At 67.3% G+C, this 21518-nt stretch carries 16 protein-coding genes; all 16 read right to left on the reverse strand.

The window, feature by feature from the left end:
• On the reverse strand, positions 1–926 hold a 926-nt coding region (locus VLA96_01245; protein ID HSE47810.1), incomplete at its 3' end, for a biotin carboxylase N-terminal domain-containing protein.
• A complete protein-coding gene (accB, locus tag VLA96_01250) occupies positions 927–1406 on the reverse strand; it encodes an acetyl-CoA carboxylase biotin carboxyl carrier protein (GenBank protein HSE47811.1) in 480 nt (159 codons plus the stop codon).
• Between the two features lie 28 nt (positions 1407–1434).
• Positions 1435–2511 (reverse strand): Xaa-Pro peptidase family protein, encoded by a 1077-nt coding sequence (locus VLA96_01255; protein ID HSE47812.1) that lies wholly within the window; start codon positions 2509–2511, stop codon positions 1435–1437.
• A 98-nt stretch (positions 2512–2609) separates the two neighbouring features.
• Entirely contained in the window at positions 2610–5024 is a 2415-nt protein-coding gene (gene pilQ, locus VLA96_01260) for a type IV pilus secretin PilQ (protein ID HSE47813.1), read from the reverse strand.
• 147 nt (positions 5025–5171) lie between these two features.
• Positions 5172–5720, reverse strand: coding sequence for a hypothetical protein (locus VLA96_01265; GenBank protein ID HSE47814.1), 549 nt, complete (start codon positions 5718–5720; stop codon positions 5172–5174).
• Positions 5721–5754: 34 nt separating this feature from the next.
• Positions 5755–6384, reverse strand: a complete 630-nt coding sequence (gene pilO, locus VLA96_01270; GenBank protein HSE47815.1) for a type 4a pilus biogenesis protein PilO — start codon at positions 6382–6384, stop codon at positions 5755–5757.
• 45 nt (positions 6385–6429) lie between these two features.
• Complete coding sequence (locus VLA96_01275) at positions 6430–7062, reverse strand: PilN domain-containing protein (GenBank protein HSE47816.1); 633 nt, start codon at positions 7060–7062, stop codon at positions 6430–6432.
• Positions 7059–8114: a type IV pilus assembly protein PilM gene (pilM, locus tag VLA96_01280; protein HSE47817.1), complete on the reverse strand. Its 1056-nt coding sequence runs from the start codon at positions 8112–8114 to the stop codon at positions 7059–7061. Before pilM ends, VLA96_01275 begins: the two co-directional genes overlap by 4 nt.
• A 9-nt stretch (positions 8115–8123) precedes the next feature.
• The gene (locus VLA96_01285; GenBank protein ID HSE47818.1) at positions 8124–8357 is read right to left on the reverse strand and encodes a helix-turn-helix domain-containing protein; all 234 of its coding nucleotides are present in this window, start codon (positions 8355–8357) and stop codon (positions 8124–8126) included.
• Positions 8358–8706: 349 nt separating this feature from the next.
• Positions 8707–9402, reverse strand: coding sequence for a hypothetical protein (locus tag VLA96_01290; GenBank protein ID HSE47819.1), 696 nt, complete (start codon positions 9400–9402; stop codon positions 8707–8709).
• Positions 9399–11642: an APC family permease gene (locus tag VLA96_01295; protein HSE47820.1), complete on the reverse strand. Its 2244-nt coding sequence runs from the start codon at positions 11640–11642 to the stop codon at positions 9399–9401. Before VLA96_01295 ends, VLA96_01290 begins: the two co-directional genes overlap by 4 nt.
• The gene (locus VLA96_01300; GenBank protein HSE47821.1) at positions 11639–11911 is read right to left on the reverse strand and encodes a hypothetical protein; all 273 of its coding nucleotides are present in this window, start codon (positions 11909–11911) and stop codon (positions 11639–11641) included. Before VLA96_01300 ends, VLA96_01295 begins: the two co-directional genes overlap by 4 nt.
• A gap of 122 nt (positions 11912–12033) precedes the next feature.
• Positions 12034–14790, reverse strand: a complete 2757-nt coding sequence (locus tag VLA96_01305; protein ID HSE47822.1) for a PEP/pyruvate-binding domain-containing protein — start codon at positions 14788–14790, stop codon at positions 12034–12036.
• Between the two features lies 1 nt (position 14791).
• The gene (locus VLA96_01310) at positions 14792–16561 is read right to left on the reverse strand and encodes a PEP/pyruvate-binding domain-containing protein (GenBank protein HSE47823.1); all 1770 of its coding nucleotides are present in this window, start codon (positions 16559–16561) and stop codon (positions 14792–14794) included.
• 24 nt (positions 16562–16585) lie between these two features.
• Complete coding sequence (locus VLA96_01315; GenBank protein ID HSE47824.1) at positions 16586–17926, reverse strand: Glu/Leu/Phe/Val dehydrogenase; 1341 nt, start codon at positions 17924–17926, stop codon at positions 16586–16588.
• A gap of 186 nt (positions 17927–18112) precedes the next feature.
• Complete coding sequence (locus VLA96_01320) at positions 18113–21292, reverse strand: Rne/Rng family ribonuclease (GenBank protein HSE47825.1); 3180 nt, start codon at positions 21290–21292, stop codon at positions 18113–18115.
• Positions 21293–21518 lie beyond the last annotated feature (226 nt).

A 21518-nucleotide genomic window follows, 5' to 3' on the forward strand; every position in this document is an offset into this window, starting at 1 on the left:
ACCAGGTCCAGGCCGAAGACCTCCTCGGTGACGGGGTGCTCGACCTGGAGCCGCGCGTTCACCTCCATGAAGTAGAAGGTGCCGTCGTCCGCGCGCAGGAACTCCACCGTGCCGGCGTTCACGTACCCCACCGCCCGCATCGCCGACACCGCCAGGCCGAGGAGGCGCTCCCGGGCCGCGGGATCCACCACCGGCGAGGGGCACTCCTCCACGAGCTTCTGGTGGCGCCGCTGGATGGAGCACTCGCGCTCGCCCAGGCTGATGACGTGCCCGTGCGAGTCCGCCAGCACCTGGAACTCGATGTGCCGCGGCTGCTCGATGAACTTCTCCATGTAGAGGTCGCCGTTGCCGAAGGCCGCCGCGGCCTCCGACTGCGCCTGCGTGAACAGCGGCGGCAGCTCCTCCGCCGTGCGGATCACGCGCATGCCGCGCCCCCCGCCTCCCGCCGACGCCTTGATGATGACCGGGTAGCCGATCTCCTTGGCCCACTCCAGCGCTTCCCGGTCGCTCTCCAGCACCCCTTCCGACCCGGGCAGGATCGGCACGCCCGCCTTCTTCATCGTCATGCGCGCCTTTTCCTTCTCGCCCATCAGGCGCGTCACGTTCGGCGGCGGACCGATGAACTTGATGTGCGAGGTCTCGCACACTTCGGCGAAGTTGGCGTTCTCGCTCAGCAGACCGTAGCCGGGGTGGATGGCGTCCACGTTGCACAGTTCGGCCGCCGAGATCACTGCCGGCACGTTCAGGTAGCTGTCGGCGGAGCGCGGCGGCCCGATGCAGATGGCTTCGTCCGCAAAGCGCACGTGCAGCGAGTTGCGGTCGGCTTCGCTGTAGACCGCGACCGTGCGGATGCCCAGCTCCTTGCAGGCGCAGATCACCCGCAGCGCGATCTCCCCGCGATTCGCGATGAGGACCTTCTTGAACATTTACTTTTGCCGAATGGCGAACAATGGCTGGCCGTACTCGACGGGCTGGCCGTTGGTGGCCAGCTTCTTCACGATCTCACCCGCCACGTCAGACTCGATCTCGTTCATCAGCTTCATGGCTTCGATGATGCAGAGGATCTGCCCGTCGTCCACGGTGTCGCCTACTTTCACGAAGGGTGGCGCGCCCGGCGACGGCGCCTCGTAATACGTGCCCACGATGGGCGACTTGACGATGTGCAGGCCCTCGTCGGCCTGCGCCGCGGTCTTGCCGGCGGGCTGGCCGGCAGGTGCGCCCTGCGGTTCGGCGGCCGGCGGCGACGCCGGCGCCTGGTGCACGAACGTCATCGGCGGCGGCGCGACCATGGCCTGCTCGCTCGCGCGCTTCACCCGCACCTTGACGTCCCCGCGTTCCAACTCGAACTCGGCGATGTCTTTCTCGATCAGGAACTCGATGAGTTCCTTCAGCTCTTTTTGATTCATTCGTCCTGTGACCGGTGACGCCGTACCGCTACAGCGCGATCAGTTCCTTGGTGGTCGGGGTGAGCACCTCGCAGCCACTCTCGGTGACCACGACCATGTCTTCGATGCGGACCCCGCCCTCTCCCGGCAGGTAAATGCCCGGCTCCACGGTGACGACCATGCCGGGCTGCAACTGCTCCGCCTGGCCTTTCGCCACCCGCGGAGGTTCGTGAATCTCGATTCCCACTCCGTGCCCCGTGGAGTGGGTAAAGTAGCGTCCCAGACCTGCCTTTTGCAACACAGAACGGGCCGCTTGGTCCACTTTGGATACTGGCTGTCCCGGACTCACGCTTGCTATTGCCGCCAGTTGGGCGTCCAGCACGGCCCGGTACAGACTGGCTTGCCGCTTGCTCGGGATGCCCACGCACACGGTGCGCGTCATGTCCGAGCAATAACCGGCGAGTATAACACCGAAGTCGAGGATAACAAGTCCATTCTTCTGAATAGGTTGCGAGGAAGCCCGCCCGTGCGGCAGCGCCGACCGTGACCCGGAAGCCACAATCGTCTCGAACGCCATTCCCTCGGCGCCGTCGCGGCGTGCCGCGTGCTCCAGCTCGGCCGCCACGTCCGATTCCTTCACTCCCGGTTTGATGGAGTGCAGCACGTGGTCAAAGAGCCCGGAGGCCAGGAGGACGGCCGCGCGGATCTGGGCGATCTCCTCGGGCTCCTTGATCATCCGGAGCCGCTCCACCAGCCCGGCGGTAGCGACCAGGCGGGTCGACTTCCCCGTCTCCTGCCCCAGCCGCCGCTGCGTCGCGACGCTGACGTGCTCCGCCTCGAAGCCGATGCGCCGGGCCCGCTGCTTGCGCAGCCACGCCATGGCCTCGAGCAGCGCCGGCCTCTTGCTCACGACGATGCGGGCGCCCGCCACCTCCGCGCGCGCCTGCGTGGTGTAGCGGCCGTCGGTGAAGAAGGCGCGCTTGCCGCCCGCCGCCGCCAACACGCCCGCGCTGCCGGTGAAGCCGCACAGGTAGCGGACGTTGGGCAGGTGCGTGAGCACGCAGCCGTCCAGGCGCTTCTCCCGCAGCGCGGCTTCGAGTTTGCCTGCCCGTGCCTTAAAGTCCATCGCCAACGATTCGAAATCGAAAACCGGCACTCGTCAATCGGCAAAAAGGAGCCCCGGCTGGTTGGCCGGGGCTCGGTGGTTGGTGATGCGTTAAGCCGTTAGGTCTGGATGATCTTCGGCGTGATGAAGAACAGCAGCTCCTGCGTCTCGGTCGAGACCCGGCGGTTCTTGAAGAGGTTGCCGAGGATCGGGATCGAGCCGAGCAGAGGCACCTGCTTGATGTTGAGCGAGTTGGTGGTGCGGATCACGCCGCCCAGCATGATGGTGCCGCCGTCGGAGACCAGGACCTGCGTCTTGACGTGCTGCGTGAGCAGCGCGGGGTTGCCGTTGATGGCCTGCGAGAAGTCCGGCGTCGTGTTCTCCACCTCGATGTTGAGGAAGATGGTGTTCTCGCGCGTGATCTGCGGAGTCACCGAGAGCCGGAGCAGCGCGTCGACGAACTGCGTGGTCGGCGGGCCGCCCAACTGCGCCGCCGTCACGATCGGGAGCTTGACGCCCTGCTCGATGACCGCGGGGATGTTGTCCTGCGTCGCCACGTTCGGACGCGACAGGATCTTGATCAGGCCGCGCGACTCCGCCATCGTCAGGATCGCATCCAGGCGGTAGTCGTTCGTGGCGGTGATGAACGAGATACCGCTCGTCGCCCCGATCGCGGGCAGGTTGCTGAACAGCGGGATCGCGTCGCCGTTCTTGATGTAGAGCGGCGTATCGCTGAAGCCGCCGATGGAGTTCGAGATCGGGCTGGTGCCCACCGAACTCGCGCCGCCCACGGCGGTCGGACGATTGCCGAAGGCGAAGCCCAGCTGCATGCCGATCTCACGCGCGAAGTTGCGCGTTGCCGCGACCACGCGCGCTGAGACCTCCACTTCCTGCGTCTTGAAGTCCAGCGTCTTGATGAGCGCGTTGACCGGCGGCAGGTAGGTCGGGATGTCTTCGATGATCAGCGCGTTCAAGCGCGGATCGGCGATGACTTCGCCGCGCGGCGAGAGGAACTTCTTGATCGTCGCCACCAGGTCCTGCGCGTGCGCGTAGCTCAGGAAGATGGTCTGCGTCACCTTCGGGACCGCCAGCGCCCGCGCTTCACGCTGCGCGCGCTGCGCGTCCGCTTCTTTCTTCATCGTGTCGAGCGTCGCGATGCGCAGCACGTTGCCTTCGAGCTCGCACTCCAGGCCGTTGTTCTTCAGCACCAGGTTCAACGCCTGGTCCCACGGCACTTCGTCGAGCACCAGCGTGACCGACCCCTTCACGTTCGGGTCGAGCACGATGTTCAGGCCGCTGATCTCGTGGATCAGCCGGAAGAAGTCTTTCAGGTCGACGTCTTTCAGGTTCACCGAGACCGGCTCGCCGGTGTAGCGCGTGCGCGAGCAGCTCTGGCTCTGCGCCGGCATCGCGGGCGGGTTCGCCGCCTGCATGGCCGACAGGTTCACCGCGGGAGTCGGGTTGATGCGACCGGTCGCCGGGACGCCGGCGGCCTCTTCCTGCGCCGCGAACTTCGAGGCTGCCTGCTCGGCGCGCTGCGCCGGGCGAGTCTCGTCCGCGACCGCCTCGCCGTCCAGGTTCAAGGCCACGAATCCGGGCGCCTTGCTCTCCGCCGGAGCCGCCGCGGCCTTGGTCTCCGCCGCCTTGGTCGCAGGCTGGGTCGCGACCGCCGGAGCGGTCTCGGCCTGCGCCACGACCGGAGCAGCCGCCGGAGCGGTCTCCGTCTTGGCAGCCGCCGGCGCGCTCAGCGTGAGCATGAGCTTGTTGCCCGCAGGCGTGAGCTGGAAGTCCTGCGCCGACTTCAGGTCGACGACCACGCGCGTGACCGGCGGATCGAGCTGGTAGCGCGCGTAGCGCACCGACTTGATCGCGCCCGAGTTCACCGCGAGCTCGCGCCCGCGTCCCAGGGGGACGGAATTCGGCAGGTCGATCACGACGCGGTCAGGCGCCGTCAGCTTCATCGCCTTGGGTTGGATCGCGCCGCTCGCGACGATCTCGATGGCCGCCGCCCCGCCCACCTGGGTCACACCCACGTTGCGGACCACGGCTGGTTTCGTCTCAGCGACGTGCGACGGCTTCGCCTGCGCCTGGCTCTTCGCCGTCTGCATGGCGGCGGGCTTGGTCTCCGCCGCGGAAATGGGGTTCGAGGCGTCCACATGGACTGCGAGCGTGCCTTCGCTCTCGCGGAAGGTCACGACGGCCGACGGGGCCAGCGTGAGCTCCACGCGCGCGACATCCGCGCCCGCCGCACCCTTGTAGCCGACCACGCGATACGACGTCACGCTCTCCGACGCCACCTTCTGGTGACGGCCGTCGAGGTCCGCCGCAGACACACCCGTCAGGTCGACGAGTAACAGATTGTCCGTGGGACGGTACTCGGTGTGGGTAAAGGCGCCGGTGGCACGGATCGTGATGGTCGCCGCGCTGCCTTGCGTCGCGACCGACACGTCCTTCATCTGTGAACCGGCGGCTGCCGCCGTCGTGGCGCACACGACGACCAGCAGAAAAACTCCCAGCAGTTGCTTCAGCCTCATCTTATCTCTCCTCACGGCTCGGCCTTCGCCTTGCCGTGCGCGGCTTCCCTTGATGCGGCGCCGCTTAAGAATTAGCCCTGACTGCCCTGGTTCGGCCCGGATTGTGTACTGCTGTTGCCCGCCCTTCCGGGCGGCCCTGCAAAACCTTTAGGCGACCGGCCCGACGCGCTTCACCACTTCCTTCTGCGTCTGCTTGCCCATGGCGTCGAGCGTGTTCTGCTTGAACACCACCGAGTCACCGTCGATGCGCAGCACGTAGCCGTCGAACACGGCGTCGTTGCTGCGCAGGTAATAAACCTTCTTCGCGGGATTCCCCACCACCGCGATCCAGCCGCCCTGCGTCTTCACCACGCCCTGCAGCGTGAGCTGGTCGATGATCAGGCAGCGCTTCCCGGTCGCGCACGAGGCCTGCATCTTGCCGGGCAGGCGCGTGACCACCGGGCTCATGAACGGGTCGCGCTTGCCCTTCGCCAGCGCGGCCTGGCTGGGCGACGTCTCCGCCGCCTTCGCCCCGGCCTTGGACGCGGTCGTCGTGGCCGCCGGCTTGGTCGCCGCGGGGTTGCCGGCCGGCTTGCTCGCCGGCTTCGTGGTCGTGCTCTGCGAGGCGGGCGCCGCCGGCTTCTTCGCCGGCGCGGCCTGGCCCGCAGCCAGTCCCGCCACCAGGAACATCGTCGCAATCGTCGTTGTCGCCTTCATACCTGTCACCTGGACTGCTTCTTCCTTCGCTTACTTACTTCGCACCCGCCGGTTTGGCTGGCGCCTTTCCACCCTTCGCGGGCGGCGGCGGCACAGCGCTCGGCTCGTGCGAGAAGAACGTGGTCGCCGTGATGCTCGCCACCACCGACTCCGTGGGCGCGTACTGGTACTTCTTCTTGACGCCCGCTTCGCTCGACCGCGCCGGCGTCGCCATCTTCAGCCCGCCGATGTTGATGATGCGCTCCAGCTTCGCCACTCGCTCGAAGAAGTTCAGCACCCCGTAGTACGGGCCGTCGATGTCCATGTCGAAGGGCAGCTCGGTGTAGTACTCGTGCGTGTTCACCGCCTTCGAGGTGTAGCGCCGGACTTCCACGCCCGCCGCTGTCGCCGTCTCCTGCATCATGTGCATGAACTGGTCGGCTTCCTTCTCGTCGGGCACGATCTTCTTCTGGATCTCGAGCTGCATCTTCAGGCCGGCGATCTGCGCTTCCAGCGCGGGCAGATCACGCTCGTACTTCCGCAGCGTGTCGTTCTGCTGCTTCTGCGCCTGCAGCTTGTCCGCGGCCTTCTTGTTCTCCTCGGTCATGGGCTTCACCAGGCCGTAAAACCCGCCGGCCAGCACCACCACCGCGATCGCCGCCGCGATACCCAGCTGCGCCGGCATTCCCATATCTCTCAAGCTCGCCATAAGTTACCGTCCCTACCCAAGCTACATTTTCTTTGCTTGACCCGCCGGCGCCGCGCTGGGCGACGACTGCGGCTGCGACTTGTCCACCTTCTCGCACACCAGCGTGAACGTGAACACCTGCATGTCCTTCACCTTGTCATCCTGCGTCGTCTCTTTCAGCTCCACCGACTTGAAGTAGCCGGTGGTCTGCAGCGCCTTCATGAGGCTTGCCACCTGGTGCACGCTGAGCGCCGTGCCTTCCATGTTCACGTTGCGCCCGTCTTCCTTCATCGTGCTCAGCCACACGCCTTCGGTGTTGTTGACCGTGTCGCCGATCATCGCCAGCAGCTCGATCGGACCCTGCTGCTTCGCCCGCAGGTCCTCGATCACCTTCACGCGCTGCTCGAAGGTCTTCTTCTGCGACTCGCGCTCGTCGTACTTCGTCTTGGCGGTCGCCAGGCGCGTCGCTTCCTGCTGCGCCGCGGCCATTTCCTTCTCGATCCGCTCCTTTTCGGAGTTGACCTTCCACCACCAGCCGAACAGCGCGCCCAGCGACAGCAGGAACGCCAGCGCGATCACCACCATGGGGTTCGGACCTTCGCCCGGCATCGACGCCGCCGCCGCGCGCTTGCCCTTCTTCGGTTTCGGGAGTCCAAGCAGATTGATCTGGATCATAACGGGAAGCTCCTCAAAGCCAGGCCCACTGCGACTGCAAGCTGTCCGGCATTCTGGTCGATCAGTTCAGCTTCCGCGGCGTTCGCCGGGTAGCCGATCTTCTGGAACGGGTTCAGCAGCTCGACCGGCAGCGAGAACTCCTGGCGCAAGCCTTCGAGCAGCCCCGGCACGCGGCTCGAGCCGCCGGCCAGGTAGATGCGCTCGATGTGCTCGCCCGCCGCCGTCGCGCGGAAGAAGTCGAACGTCTTCTGGATCTCCAGCACGATGATCTCCGTCACCTGCTGCAGGATCGGCATCTTGGCGTCTTCGCTGACGGTGCCGACCTTCTTGCCCAGCTTGAGCGCTTCCGCGTCATCGAAGCTGAGGTCCAGTTCCTTCTGCAGGGAATCGGTGTACTGGTTGCCGCCCACCGAGACGTCGCGCGTGAACAGCGGCGTCACTCCCTTCACGATGTTGATGTTCATCACGCTGGCGCCCAGGTTGAGCAGCGCGACCGTCGACGTGGGCGACGGCTCGTAGTTGTATTCGTAGCAGTTCTGCAGCGCGAAGGCGTCGATGTCGACCACCGAGGCCGCCTTGCCCGCCAGCGATAGCACGTTGGTGTAGTTCAGGATCTTGTCGCGCTTCACCGCCACCAGCAGCACGTCCATCTGCCCGGCCGTCTCGTCCGGGTTCAGCACCTGGTAGTCGATGTTCACGTCGTTCACGTCGAACGGGATGTGCTGCGCCGCTTCCGTCTGGATCGACGACGCCAGCTCCTCATCGCTCATCGGCGAGACCGCGATCTTCTTCACGATCACCGAGTGGCCGCTCACCGAAGTCGCCACCGACTTCGTCTTGATCCCGGCCGTGGTGAAGATCTTGCCGATCGCGCTCGAGACCGAGCCCGAGTCCACGATCATCGAGTCCACCACGATGTCGCTCGCCAGCGGCTCCAGCCCTACGTGCGCCACCGAGATCTCGCCCTTGGTCTTCTTCAGTTCGACCGCTTTGATCGAACTGGAGCCGATGTCCAGGCCAACGATCGTCTTCGCTCCGCCGAATAAGCCCATATCGCGCCTCTAGTGACCCGCCGCCATCCGAGCGGCCTTGGGTCTTTTCTTCCCGCGTCCTTCCCCTACCATGCTCTTGCGTTCCATCCAGGAGTCCAGGATCGTCTTCTTGAACTTCCAGCGGTTCCCGAGCTTGAAGGCAGGGATCTTTTCCTCGTACACGTACTTGTAAAGCGTGTCCGGACTCACTCCCAGGTACTGGGAAGCCTGCCGGATATTCATCACTTCACGCGAGTCCGCCATAAGTACCTAGCCCTTTCCACAGATGTAGCACCCGCACGCGCGGGCAGGACATTGCCGGGCCGTGAGGAGGAAATCCTCTGCTTTCTCGGGGGGAAGGCTACAGTGCGGGAGTTATACCAGTGTTACTCCCCGAAGCGTCAAGCACAATTCTCGGTTTTCTTCCGGTTTCTTCCGGTTTTGTTGGATTTTGGCCGATGTACTTCCGGTCAAAAACCACCTATTTTGTGGTCTCTAGTGGCGACTACCACAAGATACTGTGGTGTTAATGCAGAAGATGCAGAAAATTGCCTGAGAAGTTACTAAGGGACGACTCCCCGCGAGACGCCTCCCGCCCCGGCGAATACCTGAATCAGCGGAACCGATATCCCACCTCGACCAGCAGGTTATGGTTGCCCTCGGTCAGTCGCGTGTTTCCCAGTTGGTAGCAGGCATAGAGGGTCAGCCGCCGGCTGACCTTCACCACGCCTCCCACGTCCAGGTAGCCCGCCGCGTGCCGCCCGGTGTACCACTCCGCCGCCAGGGTCACTCGCTGCGTGACCGGATGCTCCACGGTGAACAGTCCGCCGGCGCGATGTCCGCCGGCCACCACCCCGGGGGTGAACTCGTATCCGCCGGCGGCGACCCGGGTGCCGCGCCGCCACTGCTTGGCCAGGAAGGCGTAAACCTGGTTGCCGGCGTCGTATTGCCGGTGCGCGACGGGGAAATAGAGCGTGTCCCCCACCACGAGCGACCAGCCGCTCTTGCTTTGCAGCGGCTTCCACTTGAAGGTCGGGGAAAGCACCGCGCCCGAAGGCCCCGGCGCAGCGAACGGACCGGCGTTGAGCCCGACCTCCACGTTGCCCCCGACGCCGGCGACCACCCGCGGCGTCGCGGTAAAGACAAACGCCACCGGCCGGGCCGTCAGGTCGAGTTCGCCATAGACCTCGCCGCGCTCCAGCACGTCCGCGCTCGGAACATTGAAGATCGTCTGCTGCGCGCAGGCGCGCGGGAGCACCGCGAACAGGGCCACCAGGAAGGCCGCGGCGTAGCCGCTGCATCGGCTCACTTCGCGTGCGGCTCCAGCGACGGTCGTCGCTCGGCCAGCTCATCCAAGACGCGCGCTCGGTCCCCGCTACGCAACTCGCCCTCCAGCTTGTGCAATGCCAGCGCCACGATGTGGTAGTGGTGCACATGAGCGTAGCGCGGGTCCTTGGTCACGTCGAGCCACAGGTCGTGGAGCAGCCTGACGTCTTCCGGACGCAGCCGCGGCTCGTGCGGCCCCAGGTGATACTCGCGGACTTCGCCCGCAGTCGACACCAGCTCCAGCGTCAGCCGCGGCTTCGGCTCCGGCAGCCGCTCCCAGGCGTCGCCCGTGAGCTTGCCTTGCTCGTCCGGTGAGAGTTTGTTCGAGTATCCGCACACCACTTTCGCCGACTGCAGCGTCTGCGCCGTCAGCATGATGGTGTCGAACACGTTCGAGCCCGCCGCCACCAGCAGGGAGACCGGCTTGCCCGCTTTTTCCGCCACGCTCACGACCGACGTAAAAAGCTGCTGCTCGTACTGGTCGAAGATCTCCTTGGCCTCGTAGCTCGTGTTGCCGCTGAAGGAATGCTCGCGGTGATACAGGCGCGCGGTCATCACCACCACGTCCTGGCGCACCGTGTCGGTCTCCTCGATGACTCGCCGCAGGTACTCCAGGTTGCGCGGGTCGCGGATCCCGACCAGGATGTTCCCCGGCCGCACCTTCAGCACATCCCCGGAAAGCTGGGGGTTGCTGTACACGCGGAACTGCTCGAGGTGCTCGTGCTCGCCCGCGCGCTGCTTCGCGGTCCAATGCTCGGAGGCCCAGAAGACGCCGAAGAACACCGCGCTGAAGGCCACTCCTGCGAGCGTCGCATCCGGCTTGGTGAACAGGTTCGCCAGCGCCGTCAGGAAGAGCACCACCGTGATCGCCGCCAGCCCGAGCGGGATCTCCGTCCCGAACAGCTGCACGTTCCCCGGCACCTTGAACTCGCGCTCCTCGCGGCTCTTGTAGCGCAGCACCAGGACCGCCAGCGCCTTGAACGCGAAGCTCCACACCACGCCGAAGGCATACAGGCCCGCCAGGATGAAGATGTTGCCGCGGCTCAGGACGATGGTCAGCACCTGCAGCGCGACGATCAGGTTGATCAGCCGATAGGTCGTCCCGTAGCGCCGTTGCGGACGCCGGAACCACGCCGGCATCACGCCGTCTTCGCTCACGCGGTTCAGCACGCCGTTCGAGCCCACGATTGCCGTGTTCACCGCGCCCGACAGGATCAGGACGCCCACCAGCACCACGAACCCCTGGAACACCAGCTTCAGCGGATACGGACCCACCATGTGCATCGCCAGCCCGCTGATCAGGTTCCCGAAGTACTCCGGCCGCACGCTGTCGGGGATGATCATCACCGCGAAGAACGACACCAGCGACGTGAACAGCAGGCTATAAAGGAAGATCACCAGGCCGGCCCGCTCCAGGTTCTTCAGCTTCGGGCTCTCGATCTCCCGGTTCACCTGCGCCAGCGACTCTTCGCCGCTCATCGCCAGCACGGAGTGTCCGAACCCGACCAGCACGATGATCATCGTGAGCTGGCTGAGCCACCTGCCGTCCAGCCAGCCGAAGAACTCGTGGTCGAGCTTCATGTTTGCCGGATGCGGCGCGGGCGGCAACGCGCCGCCGTTGTGCGCCAGCGTCAGCAGGCACCACCCGATCAGGATCACCACCATCACCGTGGTCGTGCCCATGATCCACAGCGCCTTGGTGCTCGATTCGTGGATGCCCTGGATGTTCTTCCACCAGAAATACACCGTGACCAGCACGCCGAACCCGGCCGCGAATGCGTTCGCCGGCACGTGGATGGGGTGGTGCAGCAGCGCGCTGACCTCGTCGATGAACCCGGCCATGTACAAGCCGGCCGAGACCGCGCTGATCGGCCCGGTCAGCACGTAATCGAACAGCAGCGCCGAGACCGAGAGCTTCGCCAGCGTGCCCCCCATGGCTTCTTTCACCACGCGGTACACGCCGCCGCGCACGAACATCGTGCTCGACTCGATGTACACCGACCGCACCGCGTAGCTGAACAGCATGACCGCCAGCACGAACCACGGCGCGCTCTTGCCGATCACTTTTTCGGTGTCGCCGCCCACGTAGTAGGCCGAGGAGCCCAGGTCGCTCAGCACGATCGCCGCCGCCCGCCAGAACGAGATGAACGACAGCATCACCGTGGTCGCCACGTACACCGGGACCGCGGGCCGCGCCGGTTGTCGCAACGCCGCGCCGCTCATGCCGCGCCTCGGCGGTCGGCGCGCCGCTCGACCACTCGCGGCGCGCGCGGCTTGCTCGTGCCGTCCGCCATCAGGGTGAGGCCCGCGCGCTTTGCTTCAGTCGGGTCCGGCACCAGCAGCGCCAGGGTGCAGCGGTAGCGACGGACTTCGCGCCGCAGCCAGCGGTCCTGCGCCGCCAGGGCCGCCCAAGTCAGCGGCGCCAGCGGCAACCACACCAGCGTCACAACAAGAAAGTGGCTCACGTCCACGAAACATAGGCTCGCGGACATAACGGCCGCATAAACGCGGACGCGAATGCTGTAAACGATTCGTAAACTTCCCGCGCCAACAGCGGTGGCGCGCAGCTCGTGGTCAGCGGCTGGAAAGGGGCCGCCGGGAGGCGGACTTTCCGCTACGCTTCCTTTTCCTCGGGCGCACGGCCAGTGGCGGCTGCCAAGAACCCCACCGCCTGCTCCGCGTCGGCGTTCATCAGCACCTGCAGCAGCGCGCCGGTCGCGGCGTGCACGTCGATGACCCGCAGCGTCTCGCTCAACCGGGCGTACTCCGGCAACAGCTCGGGCAACAGGTTGGGCGCGCCGCGGAAAAACTCTTCGCGGAATACCGTCTGCGGCTCGTCGGGATACAGCGGCAGGTAGCGGATGGACGCCTCCACCAGGTCCTGGAAGAAGTGCGTCCCGAAGGAGAGCTCGGGGACGTAGTTGCCGCGCTGGCGCGCGACCTCGATCAGCATGGCGGCGTTGTTGATGTCGGAGTAGGTCACCGGCACGCCCAGCTTGATGTCGCCGCGGCTCCCCCAGCGCCCGGGGCCGATGAGCAGGAAGCGCCGGCGCGGCAGCAGCTTGTTCAGCCGGCTCACCGCCCGCCCCACCGCGCGCATCGATTCGCGGTCCGGCAGCAGGCTGTAGTTCTCCAGGTCCACGTACACCACGTGGCTGAGGTCCGCGACCCGCCCGCTGGAGACGAAGCGCCGCGCCGAGAACAGCAGCCGCTCCACGGGAATGTTCGCCGGGATGGCTGCCGGGACGGCGTCGCCGCCGTAGCTTTGCGGGCGGCATTGCAGCAGGTAGAAGTCGGTGCCGTCGTGCGCGAACTCGATGTCCACCGGCGTGCGCAGCGCCTTTTGCAGCACCGCCAGCAGCTCGCGCAGGCACGCGACGAACGGCGTCTTGCGGATCACGCCTTCGAAGGTGAACACCGGCTGCGCGTCGGCGTACTGCGACAGCGGCCCGATGGGCTGCTCGATGCGGTCCGCGCTCAGGAACGACACCAGCTGGCGCACCTGCGGATACTGGTCGCCGTGCGCCCGCACCAGCTCGATCGCGTCCAGCGTCTCGAACGCGTTGGTCTCCAGGTTGATGGCGTCGAGGCGCTTCGGGGAATAGCGCAGCGTCTCTTCCAAGGTCACGCTCGCCCGCAGGCTCGGCCGCCCGGGGGCGATCAGGACCGGGTAATCGTCCGCGGTGCGGTCCACGGCGCGCGTGCCCAGCCCGGGCACCAGCCGCGCCAGGCCGTCGCTGCGCTCGATGCGCGCCGACCAGCGGAACTCGTTGTTGCTGAACGCCACCCCCGACCACGCCGGCAGGAAGTACTTGCCCACCTGCTTGCCCACGACTTCCTGGATCAGGACACCCATCTCCTCGTTCTCGTCGAGCAGGCCGCGCTCGGCGCGGTACTCGGTCGGGTCGGGCCCGAAGATGGAGGCGAAGACCTCCAGCACCGCGTCGGTAAGCGCGCGCAGCCGCTCTTCCTTGCTGCCCTGGTTGCCGAGGAACAGGCTCTTGTACTTGCCCGAGAAGGCCGAGCCCGAGCGGTCCTCGAGCAGGCTGGAGCTGCGCACGATCAGCGGGCGCTCGCCCAGGTCATCGAGCGCCAGCGCCAGCCCGCGCGCCAGGTCGGGCGGGAAGGCCGACTTCTTGAACAGGCTCACCAGGTGCGGGTACTCCTGCCGGATGTGCGCGATGTCCATGTACTTCCAGTTCAGCACGCCATCGAGCTCGTTGTGCCGCACGAAGTGCAGGATCGCGTCCGACGCGATGTACCACGCGTTGGGCACGCGGATCTGGCGCAGCAGCGGCCCCGCCAGCGGCGATTTCTCCAGCACCTTCTTCGCCAGGAACAACCCGGAGCTCTTGCCTCCCAGCCGCCCGTACGAGCGCGGCGGCGCGATGATCTTGCGTACCAGCTCGTAGGTGTCGGCCACGCCGATGAACTCGCGTCCCACCTCCACGAAGTCGCGCTGGTCGGAGAAGATGCGCCGCAGCAGCGCCACCCGCAGCCCGCGCAGCGTCGCCGGCGAAAGCTCGCCCTCCGCCATCCCGCTGTGCCGGAAGCGCTCGATGGCTTCCAGGATCATTGCCAGCGTGCTGTCGTGGCTGCCCAGCGCCTGCACCAGGAACCCGGCCTTCTCCTCTTTCATCCACGTGGTCACCAGCGCCAGGAGCTCGGGCTCGCTCATGTGCTCCTCGGCCATGCGAAACGCCTCGACGGTCACGTCGGCGGCGCCGGCCGGCGGCGGCTGCCGCAGCGGCTGGTTCTCGTCGATCTCCGCCGCAGGATGCGGCAGGCCGCGCTGCAGCAGGTCGCGCGCCGCCTGTACCCCGTTCCAGCTCAGGTGATGCACCAGCTTGCGCGAGATGCGCTGCAACAATCCGGGATCGGTGCCGCGCAGCAGGTCGAGCAGCAGGCGCGACTCGCCCGGGACGCCCGCGCGCTGCGCTGCCATCCCGTGCAATGCATCCGTCAGCCGGCGCTGCGCCACGTGCGCGGCGATGCGCTCCGCCACCGTCTCGACCAGCTTCCGCTCCTCCGCCAGGAACGGACCCTCGTCCGCCGGGGGCAGCGCGCGGCTGTACGCGATCTCCACCGTCCCCACCGCTTGTCCCTGCACCACGATCTTGGCGCTCTGCATCCACTCGCTGGGAGCGAAGCCCGTCGACGACACCACCTGGTCTTCCAGCGTGATCTGCGCCGCGCACGCCTCCGGGAACTGCCACGCCTCCGGCAGGATGGCGACCAACTGCTGCAGCAACCCGGAGAGCGGCTGCGTATCGTGCTTCAGCACCGCGTCCACGCGGTACAGACACTTCAACTCTTTGGCGCGCTCCTGCAGGTCGCGCAGCATGGCGTCGAGCTGCGGCTGGTGGTTCATCTCAGCGCACCGCCTCCCGCGCCAGCATCACGCCGCGCGCCGACCGCCCGTCCACCCGCACCAGCAGCGGCTCCGCCGGCCGCACGTGCCGCACGAACTGCCCCTCATCCACCACCGGCTGGCGCTCCAGCCACTCCCACGCGATGCCGGGCCGCTCGTCGTGCCGCACCATGAAGTACATGGCCCGGAAGCTCGCCAGGTTGTGGAAGAAGTGCGAGGCCTGGCTCAGGTCCACCTCGAAGCCGGGCAGCGTCGTTTCCACGATCACCCGCGCGCCCGCGATCTGGCTCCACGCCACCGGGATCCCCAGGCTCGATTGCGAGCTGCCCCAGCGGCCGAACCCCAGCAGCGCGTACGGCCGCCGCTGCTCCATCAGCGCGCGATTGCAGTACTCGATCTCGCGCGCGATGACCGCGGTGTAGTCCGTGCGAAAGCGGTCGCGCCGCACGTACACCACGTCCTGGATGTCGTGCGCCACCCCGTTGCCGATGACGGCGTTCGACGCCACCACCGCCCGCGCCGCGCCGAACTCCTCCTCGCTTACCGCGATGGTCTGCTCCGGCACCGCCATCGGCCGCACCTGGAGAAACCCGAAGCGCGCACGCCGCGGACGCCCGTGCTCTTCCGCCACCGTGACCGCGAACTCGATCTCGACCTTCTCCCCGGTCGCCTCCTCCGACGCCCGCAGCAGCTCCGCGAGGAGCGGGCTGATCGGCATCCGCCCGGCCTCCAGCACGGCAGCGAAATCCAGCACCGGCTCGCATCCCGGCCGCACGCCCGGCAGCAGCAGCTCCGACTCGTGGTCATAGCTCGAGGCCACCAGCTCCAGCGTCTCATCCTCGGCCGCCGCGTCCAGGCCGCAACGCGAGAGGCATTCCGCTTCATTGACCGGGTCGTACGCCGGCGGCTTCCCCATGTTGACCGCCCAGAATTCCTTCTGCGTGGAGCGCGCCATCTCCGCCACCGAGTGGAACGGCGGCGGACGCAGCGGGTATGCCGGCGAGAACGTCCACGCCACCCCGCCGTCCACGATCTGCTTGCCCAGCCCCAGCGCCAGCGACGCGAAGCCGTCCTCCGCCTTCGCCGGCGCGCTGGGATAGAAGTTGTACGAGCGCGCCACGCCGGAGATGACGGGATAGAACCGCGGGCCGTGCCGCTGCCCCACCACCTCCTGCAGGATGACCGCCATCTTCTCGTCGCGCGGCTCGCGTCCCGCCGCGCGGATGTAGTCCTGCGCCTCCTGGAAGAACGCCGAGGCGTACACCAGCTTGATCGCGCCTACCAGCTGGTGGAAGCGATGCTCCGGGTCCAGCTCGTTGTTCGGGATCATCTTGGTCGCGTACACGCCCGCGAACGGGCGGTCCATCGCGTCTTCCAGCCGGCTGGAAGAGCGCACTGCCAGCGGGGTGCGCACCTGCTGCATCAGCGCCCACAGGTCGCCCAGCAGCTCGGCGGGAAGCGTCGCCTGCTGGAACGCGCGCGCGATGTGCTCGTCGTCGCGCCCGGCAAAGCCCTCCAGCGCCAGCCCGTTCTGCGCCAGGAACTCGTCGTAGCAATCGGTGGCGACCACCGCCATCACCGGCACGTCCACCACGAACGGCGGATAGCCGTTCGCCACCGTCGGACGCTCGAGCAGTTCCTTGATGGCGATCAGGCCCGCGGCCTTGCCGCCCAGCTCGCCGGCGCCGATCTGGGTGAAGCCGAAGACGCCGTCCCAGAACTTGCGGTCGAAGGCGGGCAGCGCCGCCGGCGCTGTGTGCGTGCCGGTCATCAGGCTCCTTCGTTGCTCCGCGGCCTACACCCAGCCGCGGTCGTGGCAGGCGCGCGCCACTCGCCCCACCGCGATGGCGTACGCCGCGTCGCGCATGTACAGCTTCTCCTTGCGCGCCAGCTCCGACACCGCGTAGTACGCCGCGGTCATCTTCACGTCCAGCTTGCCCAGCACCTCGTCGCGCTCCCAGAAGTAGTTGCTGTTGCTCTGCACCTGCTCGAAGTAGCTGCACGTCACCCCGCCGGCGTTCGCCAGGAAGTCCGGGATGACCAGGATGCCGCGCTTCTGGATCTCGGCGTCGGCTTCCGGCGTGGTCGGGCCGTTGGCGCCTTCCGCGATGATGCGCACCTTGCGCGAGATGTTCCCCACGTTCGCGCCCGTGAGCTGGTTCTCGATCGCCGCCGGGATCAGGATGTCGACCTCCTGCTCCAGCCACGCGTCGCCCGACAGCAGCTCGTAGCCCAGCGCCACCGCCTTCGCCTTGTCGATCCCGCCGAAGCGGTCGGTGACCGCCAGCAGTTCGCCCGGCCGGATGCCGCCGGCCTTGCGATACGTGTAGGAGCACTGGTCGGCCTGGTCCCAGCAGCTCACCGCCACCACCTTCCCGCCGAGCTGGTGGTAGAGCTCGATGGCGTAGTGCGCCACGTTGCCGAAGCCCTGTACACTCGCGGTCGTCTCCTCGGGCTTCAGCTTCAGTTCTTTCAGCGCTTCGCGCAGCGTGAACACCAGGCCGTAGCCGGTGGCTTCGTTCCGCCCCAGCGACCCGCCCATGCCGACGGGCTTGCCGGTGATGAAGCCCGGATAGTGCCCGCCGTGGATGTGCTCGAACTCGTCCAGGATCCACAGCATGTGCTGCGAGTTGGTCATCACGTCGGGCGCCGGCACGTCCATCGTCGGGCCCACGTCGCGCGCCACCTGCCGCACCCAGCCGCGGCAGATCTGCTCCTGCTCGCGCGCGCTCAGGTTGTGCGGGTCGCACACCACCCCGCCCTTCGCCCCGCCCAGCGGGATGTCCACCACCGCGCACTTCCACGTCATCCACATCGCCAGCGCGCGCACCGTGTCCACCGTCTCCTGCGGGTGGAACCGGATGCCGCCCTTCCCGGGGCCGCGCGCGTCGTTGTGCTGCACCCGGAATCCACGGAACACCTTCGTCGTCCCGTCGTCCATCCGGATGGGGATGGCGAAGTGGTATTCGCGCAACGGATAGCGCAACAGCTCGCGCATCGCCGCGTCGAGCTTCAGGTAGTCGGCCATCTTGTCGAACTGCGCCTGCGCGATCTCGAACGAGTTGTAGGACTTGCTGCTCTTGCCGCTTTCCGGCGTCTTCTTCTCTTCTACCGGCTGGATGACGGTCTCACGCATGACTCCGCCTCACGCTGCTTAGGGATGAGTACAGATTCACTATCCGCCGTCTCCATTCGCCTGACTGTGACCGAGCGCACAACGGCTTGGTGATAGCGCACAGCGGCTCTAAGCCACGTGTCCACAAGAGCTTGCAGAAACAAAAAGGCCCGCCTTTCGGCGGGCCTTTTCTGCCACTCGCCACCCTCACTGGATGTCGAACTGCTCCTGGTGGAGCGTCGGGTCGGTCTTCACGATGACGGTCCGCCCGGTCAGCTCCTCCATCTCCTGCAGCCAGCGCGCGCCGCTGGCCTTCAGTTGCTTGCCGACCTCCGGGTTCACGCGCAGCATGATGTCACTCTTGTCGATGGTCTTCGCCATCTTGCGCATCTCGACGTAGATCTCGTTGCACACCGTCGTCACCGACTTGATGAGCCCGGTGCCGGTGCAATAGACGCACGGCTGCCCCAGGGTGCGCTCGAGCGACTGCTTCACCCGCTTGCGCGTGATGGCCACCAGGCCGAAGTCGTTGAACTGCAGCACCTTCGAGGGCGCGCGGTCGTTGCGCAGCGCCTCCTCCAGCGCCTGCATCACCTTCTGCCGGTTGCGCCGCTCGTCCATGTCGATGAAGTCGATGACGATGATGCCGCCCAGGTCGCGCAGCCGGATCTGCCGCACGATCTCCTTGATGGCGTCCACGTTCGTCTTCACGATTGTGTCTTCCAGCCGCCCCGTCTTGCCGACGTACTTGCCGGTGTTGACGTCGATCGCCACCAGCGCCTCGGTCTGGTTGATGACGATGTAGCCGCCCGACTTCAGCCACACCTTCGACTTCAGCGCCTTGTTGATCTCTTCCTGGATGTTGAACGCCTCGAACAGCGGCGTGTCCTTGGTGTAGAGCTTCACGCGCTTGACCAGCGCCGGCTGGAAGCGGCCGATGAAGCGCAGCACGCGCTCGTACTCCGCCTCGTTATCCACCCAGATGTGCGAGAAGTTCTGCGTCACCTGGTCGCGCAGGATGCGCTCCACCAGGTTCAAGTCGTGGTAGATGAGCGCCGGCGCCTTCGACTGCTCCGCGCGCTGCTTGATCTCGTTCCACAGGTTCACCAGGAACCGGATGTCGGCGCGCAGGTCGTCTTCGCTGGCGCCCGCCGCCGCCGTCCGCACGATGAACCCGCCGTGCGCCTTGGTCTCCTCCCGCTCGCTCAGCAGGATGCGCTTCAGCCGCTGGCGCTCCTCGTCGGACCCGATCTTGCGCGAGACTCCGATGTGCGCCACCGTCGGCATGTACACCAGGAAGCGCCCCGGCAGCGCGATGTGGCTGGTGATGCGCGCGCCTTTCTTGCCCATCGGCTCCTTGGCGATCTGCACCAGGATCTCCTGGCCTTCCTTCAGCAACTCGCCGATCTGCGGACGCCCGGCGCTTTGGATGTTGCGCCGCCCGCCGCCGCCGCCGCGCATCGGCCGGCGTCCGCGACGCCCGCGCCGCCCGCGCTGGAAGCGCTCGCGCCGCGATTCGCGCCCGCCTTCGCGCTCGCTGCGCTCGGTGCGTTGCTGGAAGCCCGCCGTGCCGCTCGGCCCGCGCAGCTCCGCGCGGTCCGGCGCCGCGTCTTCGCCCGGCTCGCCCAGTTCGGTCCCGTCCTCGCCTTCGGCGAGCGCTTCGGCCTCGTCCTGGACGCCGCCTTCCACTTCCTCGAACTCGGCGCCGTCGTCCTCTTCGTCGTCTTCTTCGTCGGCGATGCCGTTGGACTCGTGGTGCCCGGTGGCCCGCTCCTCGATGTGCGCGTCGCGCACCGCGTCGGTGATCTCCGGCGCCGCGATCAGCTCCTCGCCGCCGTGCTCGGCCTCGAGCGTCTCTTCTTCCAACTCTTCGAATTCGTCGCCCTCGAGCTCCTCGCCCAGCTCGAGGTCCATCTCCTCGTCCTCGATCTCCTCTTCCTCGACCACGCCGGAGCCGAAGGCGTGGCCGGCGGGCGCCGCCTGCGCGCGCCGCTCCGCCCGCTCCTCGCGCTCCTCCCGCTGCTCGCGCTCGCGCCGCGGTTCGCGGTAGTCGTCCCGGTCGGGGCGCTCGTAGGCGATCTCGTCCCGGCTGGTCGGCTCGGCCGCTTTCGTGGCTTCCTCGCCCGCGAACGTCGCCGCCACGTTCATCTCTTCCACGCGTTCGCGCTCGGTCGGCGCTTCCTCGCCGCCGAACATCGCCGCCTTCATCCGCCCGAAGAAGCCGCCGCTGCTCTTGGACTCCTCGCGGCGCGGCTCTTCCACCGGCGGGGTGAACACGGTCTGCACCTGCGTCGCTTCGCCGTCGGCCTCCACCGCCGCGCGCTGCTCGGCAAACCCCGAGTGCCCATGCGGCTCGCCGCGGTGTTTCGCCGGCGACTCGCCCGGCAACGCCTCCGGCGCGGCCGCGCGGCTCAGCGACTCGCCCGGCAGCGGCTGGATGTTGCGATACTTCGAGATCGACTCGCCCGGCAGCACGATGGGCTGGTATCCCGCCGGACGCCCGCCCCCCCGCTCCGCGCCACGGTCGCCGCCACGGTCGCCGCGGTCGAAACGGTCGCGCCCGCCGCGGTCACGCCCGCGCTCGTTGCGTCCACGGTCGCCCCGCGGTCCGCGCTCTTCGCGCGGCCGCTCTTCGCGCGCGCCGCGGTCTTCACGCGGCCCACGGTCTTCTCTCGGTCCACGGTCTTCTCTCGGCCCACGGTCTTCGCGCACGAAATCCGCGCGCTCCGCCGGACGCTCCGCTGTCTCCTCCGGCAAGCCGGCTTGCGGCTGGTCGGGCTGGCCGTCGGCAAACTTGTTCTGCGGCATCCCGCCGCGCCCGCGACGTCCCCGGCGACGCCGCCCTCGCCACCGCCCGCCGCGCCCTTCGCGGTTGCCGCGATCGTCGGCGCGGTTGCCGTCCACCTCCGGCCGCACCAGGTCGCCCCCGGCCTCACCGATGGTCGCCGCATTCGAGAGCGGCTGCCGCTCTTCGTAGTTCGCCGGGCCGCGGTCGGGACGCTCGAAGCGCTCCTGCCCGCCCGGGGCCTGCCGCTCGCGCTCCTCGCGCGGCTCCTGCGGCGGCCGCGGCTGCCCCTGCTGCGGCGCCGGCGCATCGCCCTTGGCGGCGCGCTCGTGCGCCTGCGTCACCACCTGGTCGAACTCTTCCACGTCCTCCTGCTCCTCCAGGAAGTCGGTGACGTAGAGGAACGCGTCGCGCTCCAGGCCCAGGTCGACGAACGCCGACTGCATGCCCGGCAGCACGCGTGTGACTTTGCCTTTGTAGATGGATCCCGCGAGCGTGTACTCGTTCTCGCGTTCGAAGTAGATCTCGGCTAGCTGGTCGTCCTCGACGATGGCCACCTTGGTCTCATGCGGCGTGGTCGAGACGAATAGTTCTTTCGACATTTCTGCTCCGTCTGTCCCGCGTTACGCGGGACTCAGGCGGCGCGAAACGGGCGGGACGCGATCGCAAGCAGAGCTCCGCCGCCCGTGGCGACACCACGGCCGGGGCGGTTGGAAGTGTTCAGGATTCGCTTTACGTCGTGCGGAATCTTGGCACCTGCGGCGCTGCACCGGACTTGTGACCACTCTGTCCCTTGTTCGAGACGGGGTCGTTACCTGTCCGCGCGCT

It is taken from the genome of Terriglobales bacterium (genome assembly GCA_035457425.1).
In the GTDB taxonomy this organism is placed as follows: Bacteria; Acidobacteriota; Terriglobia; order Terriglobales; family Acidobacteriaceae; genus JACPNR01.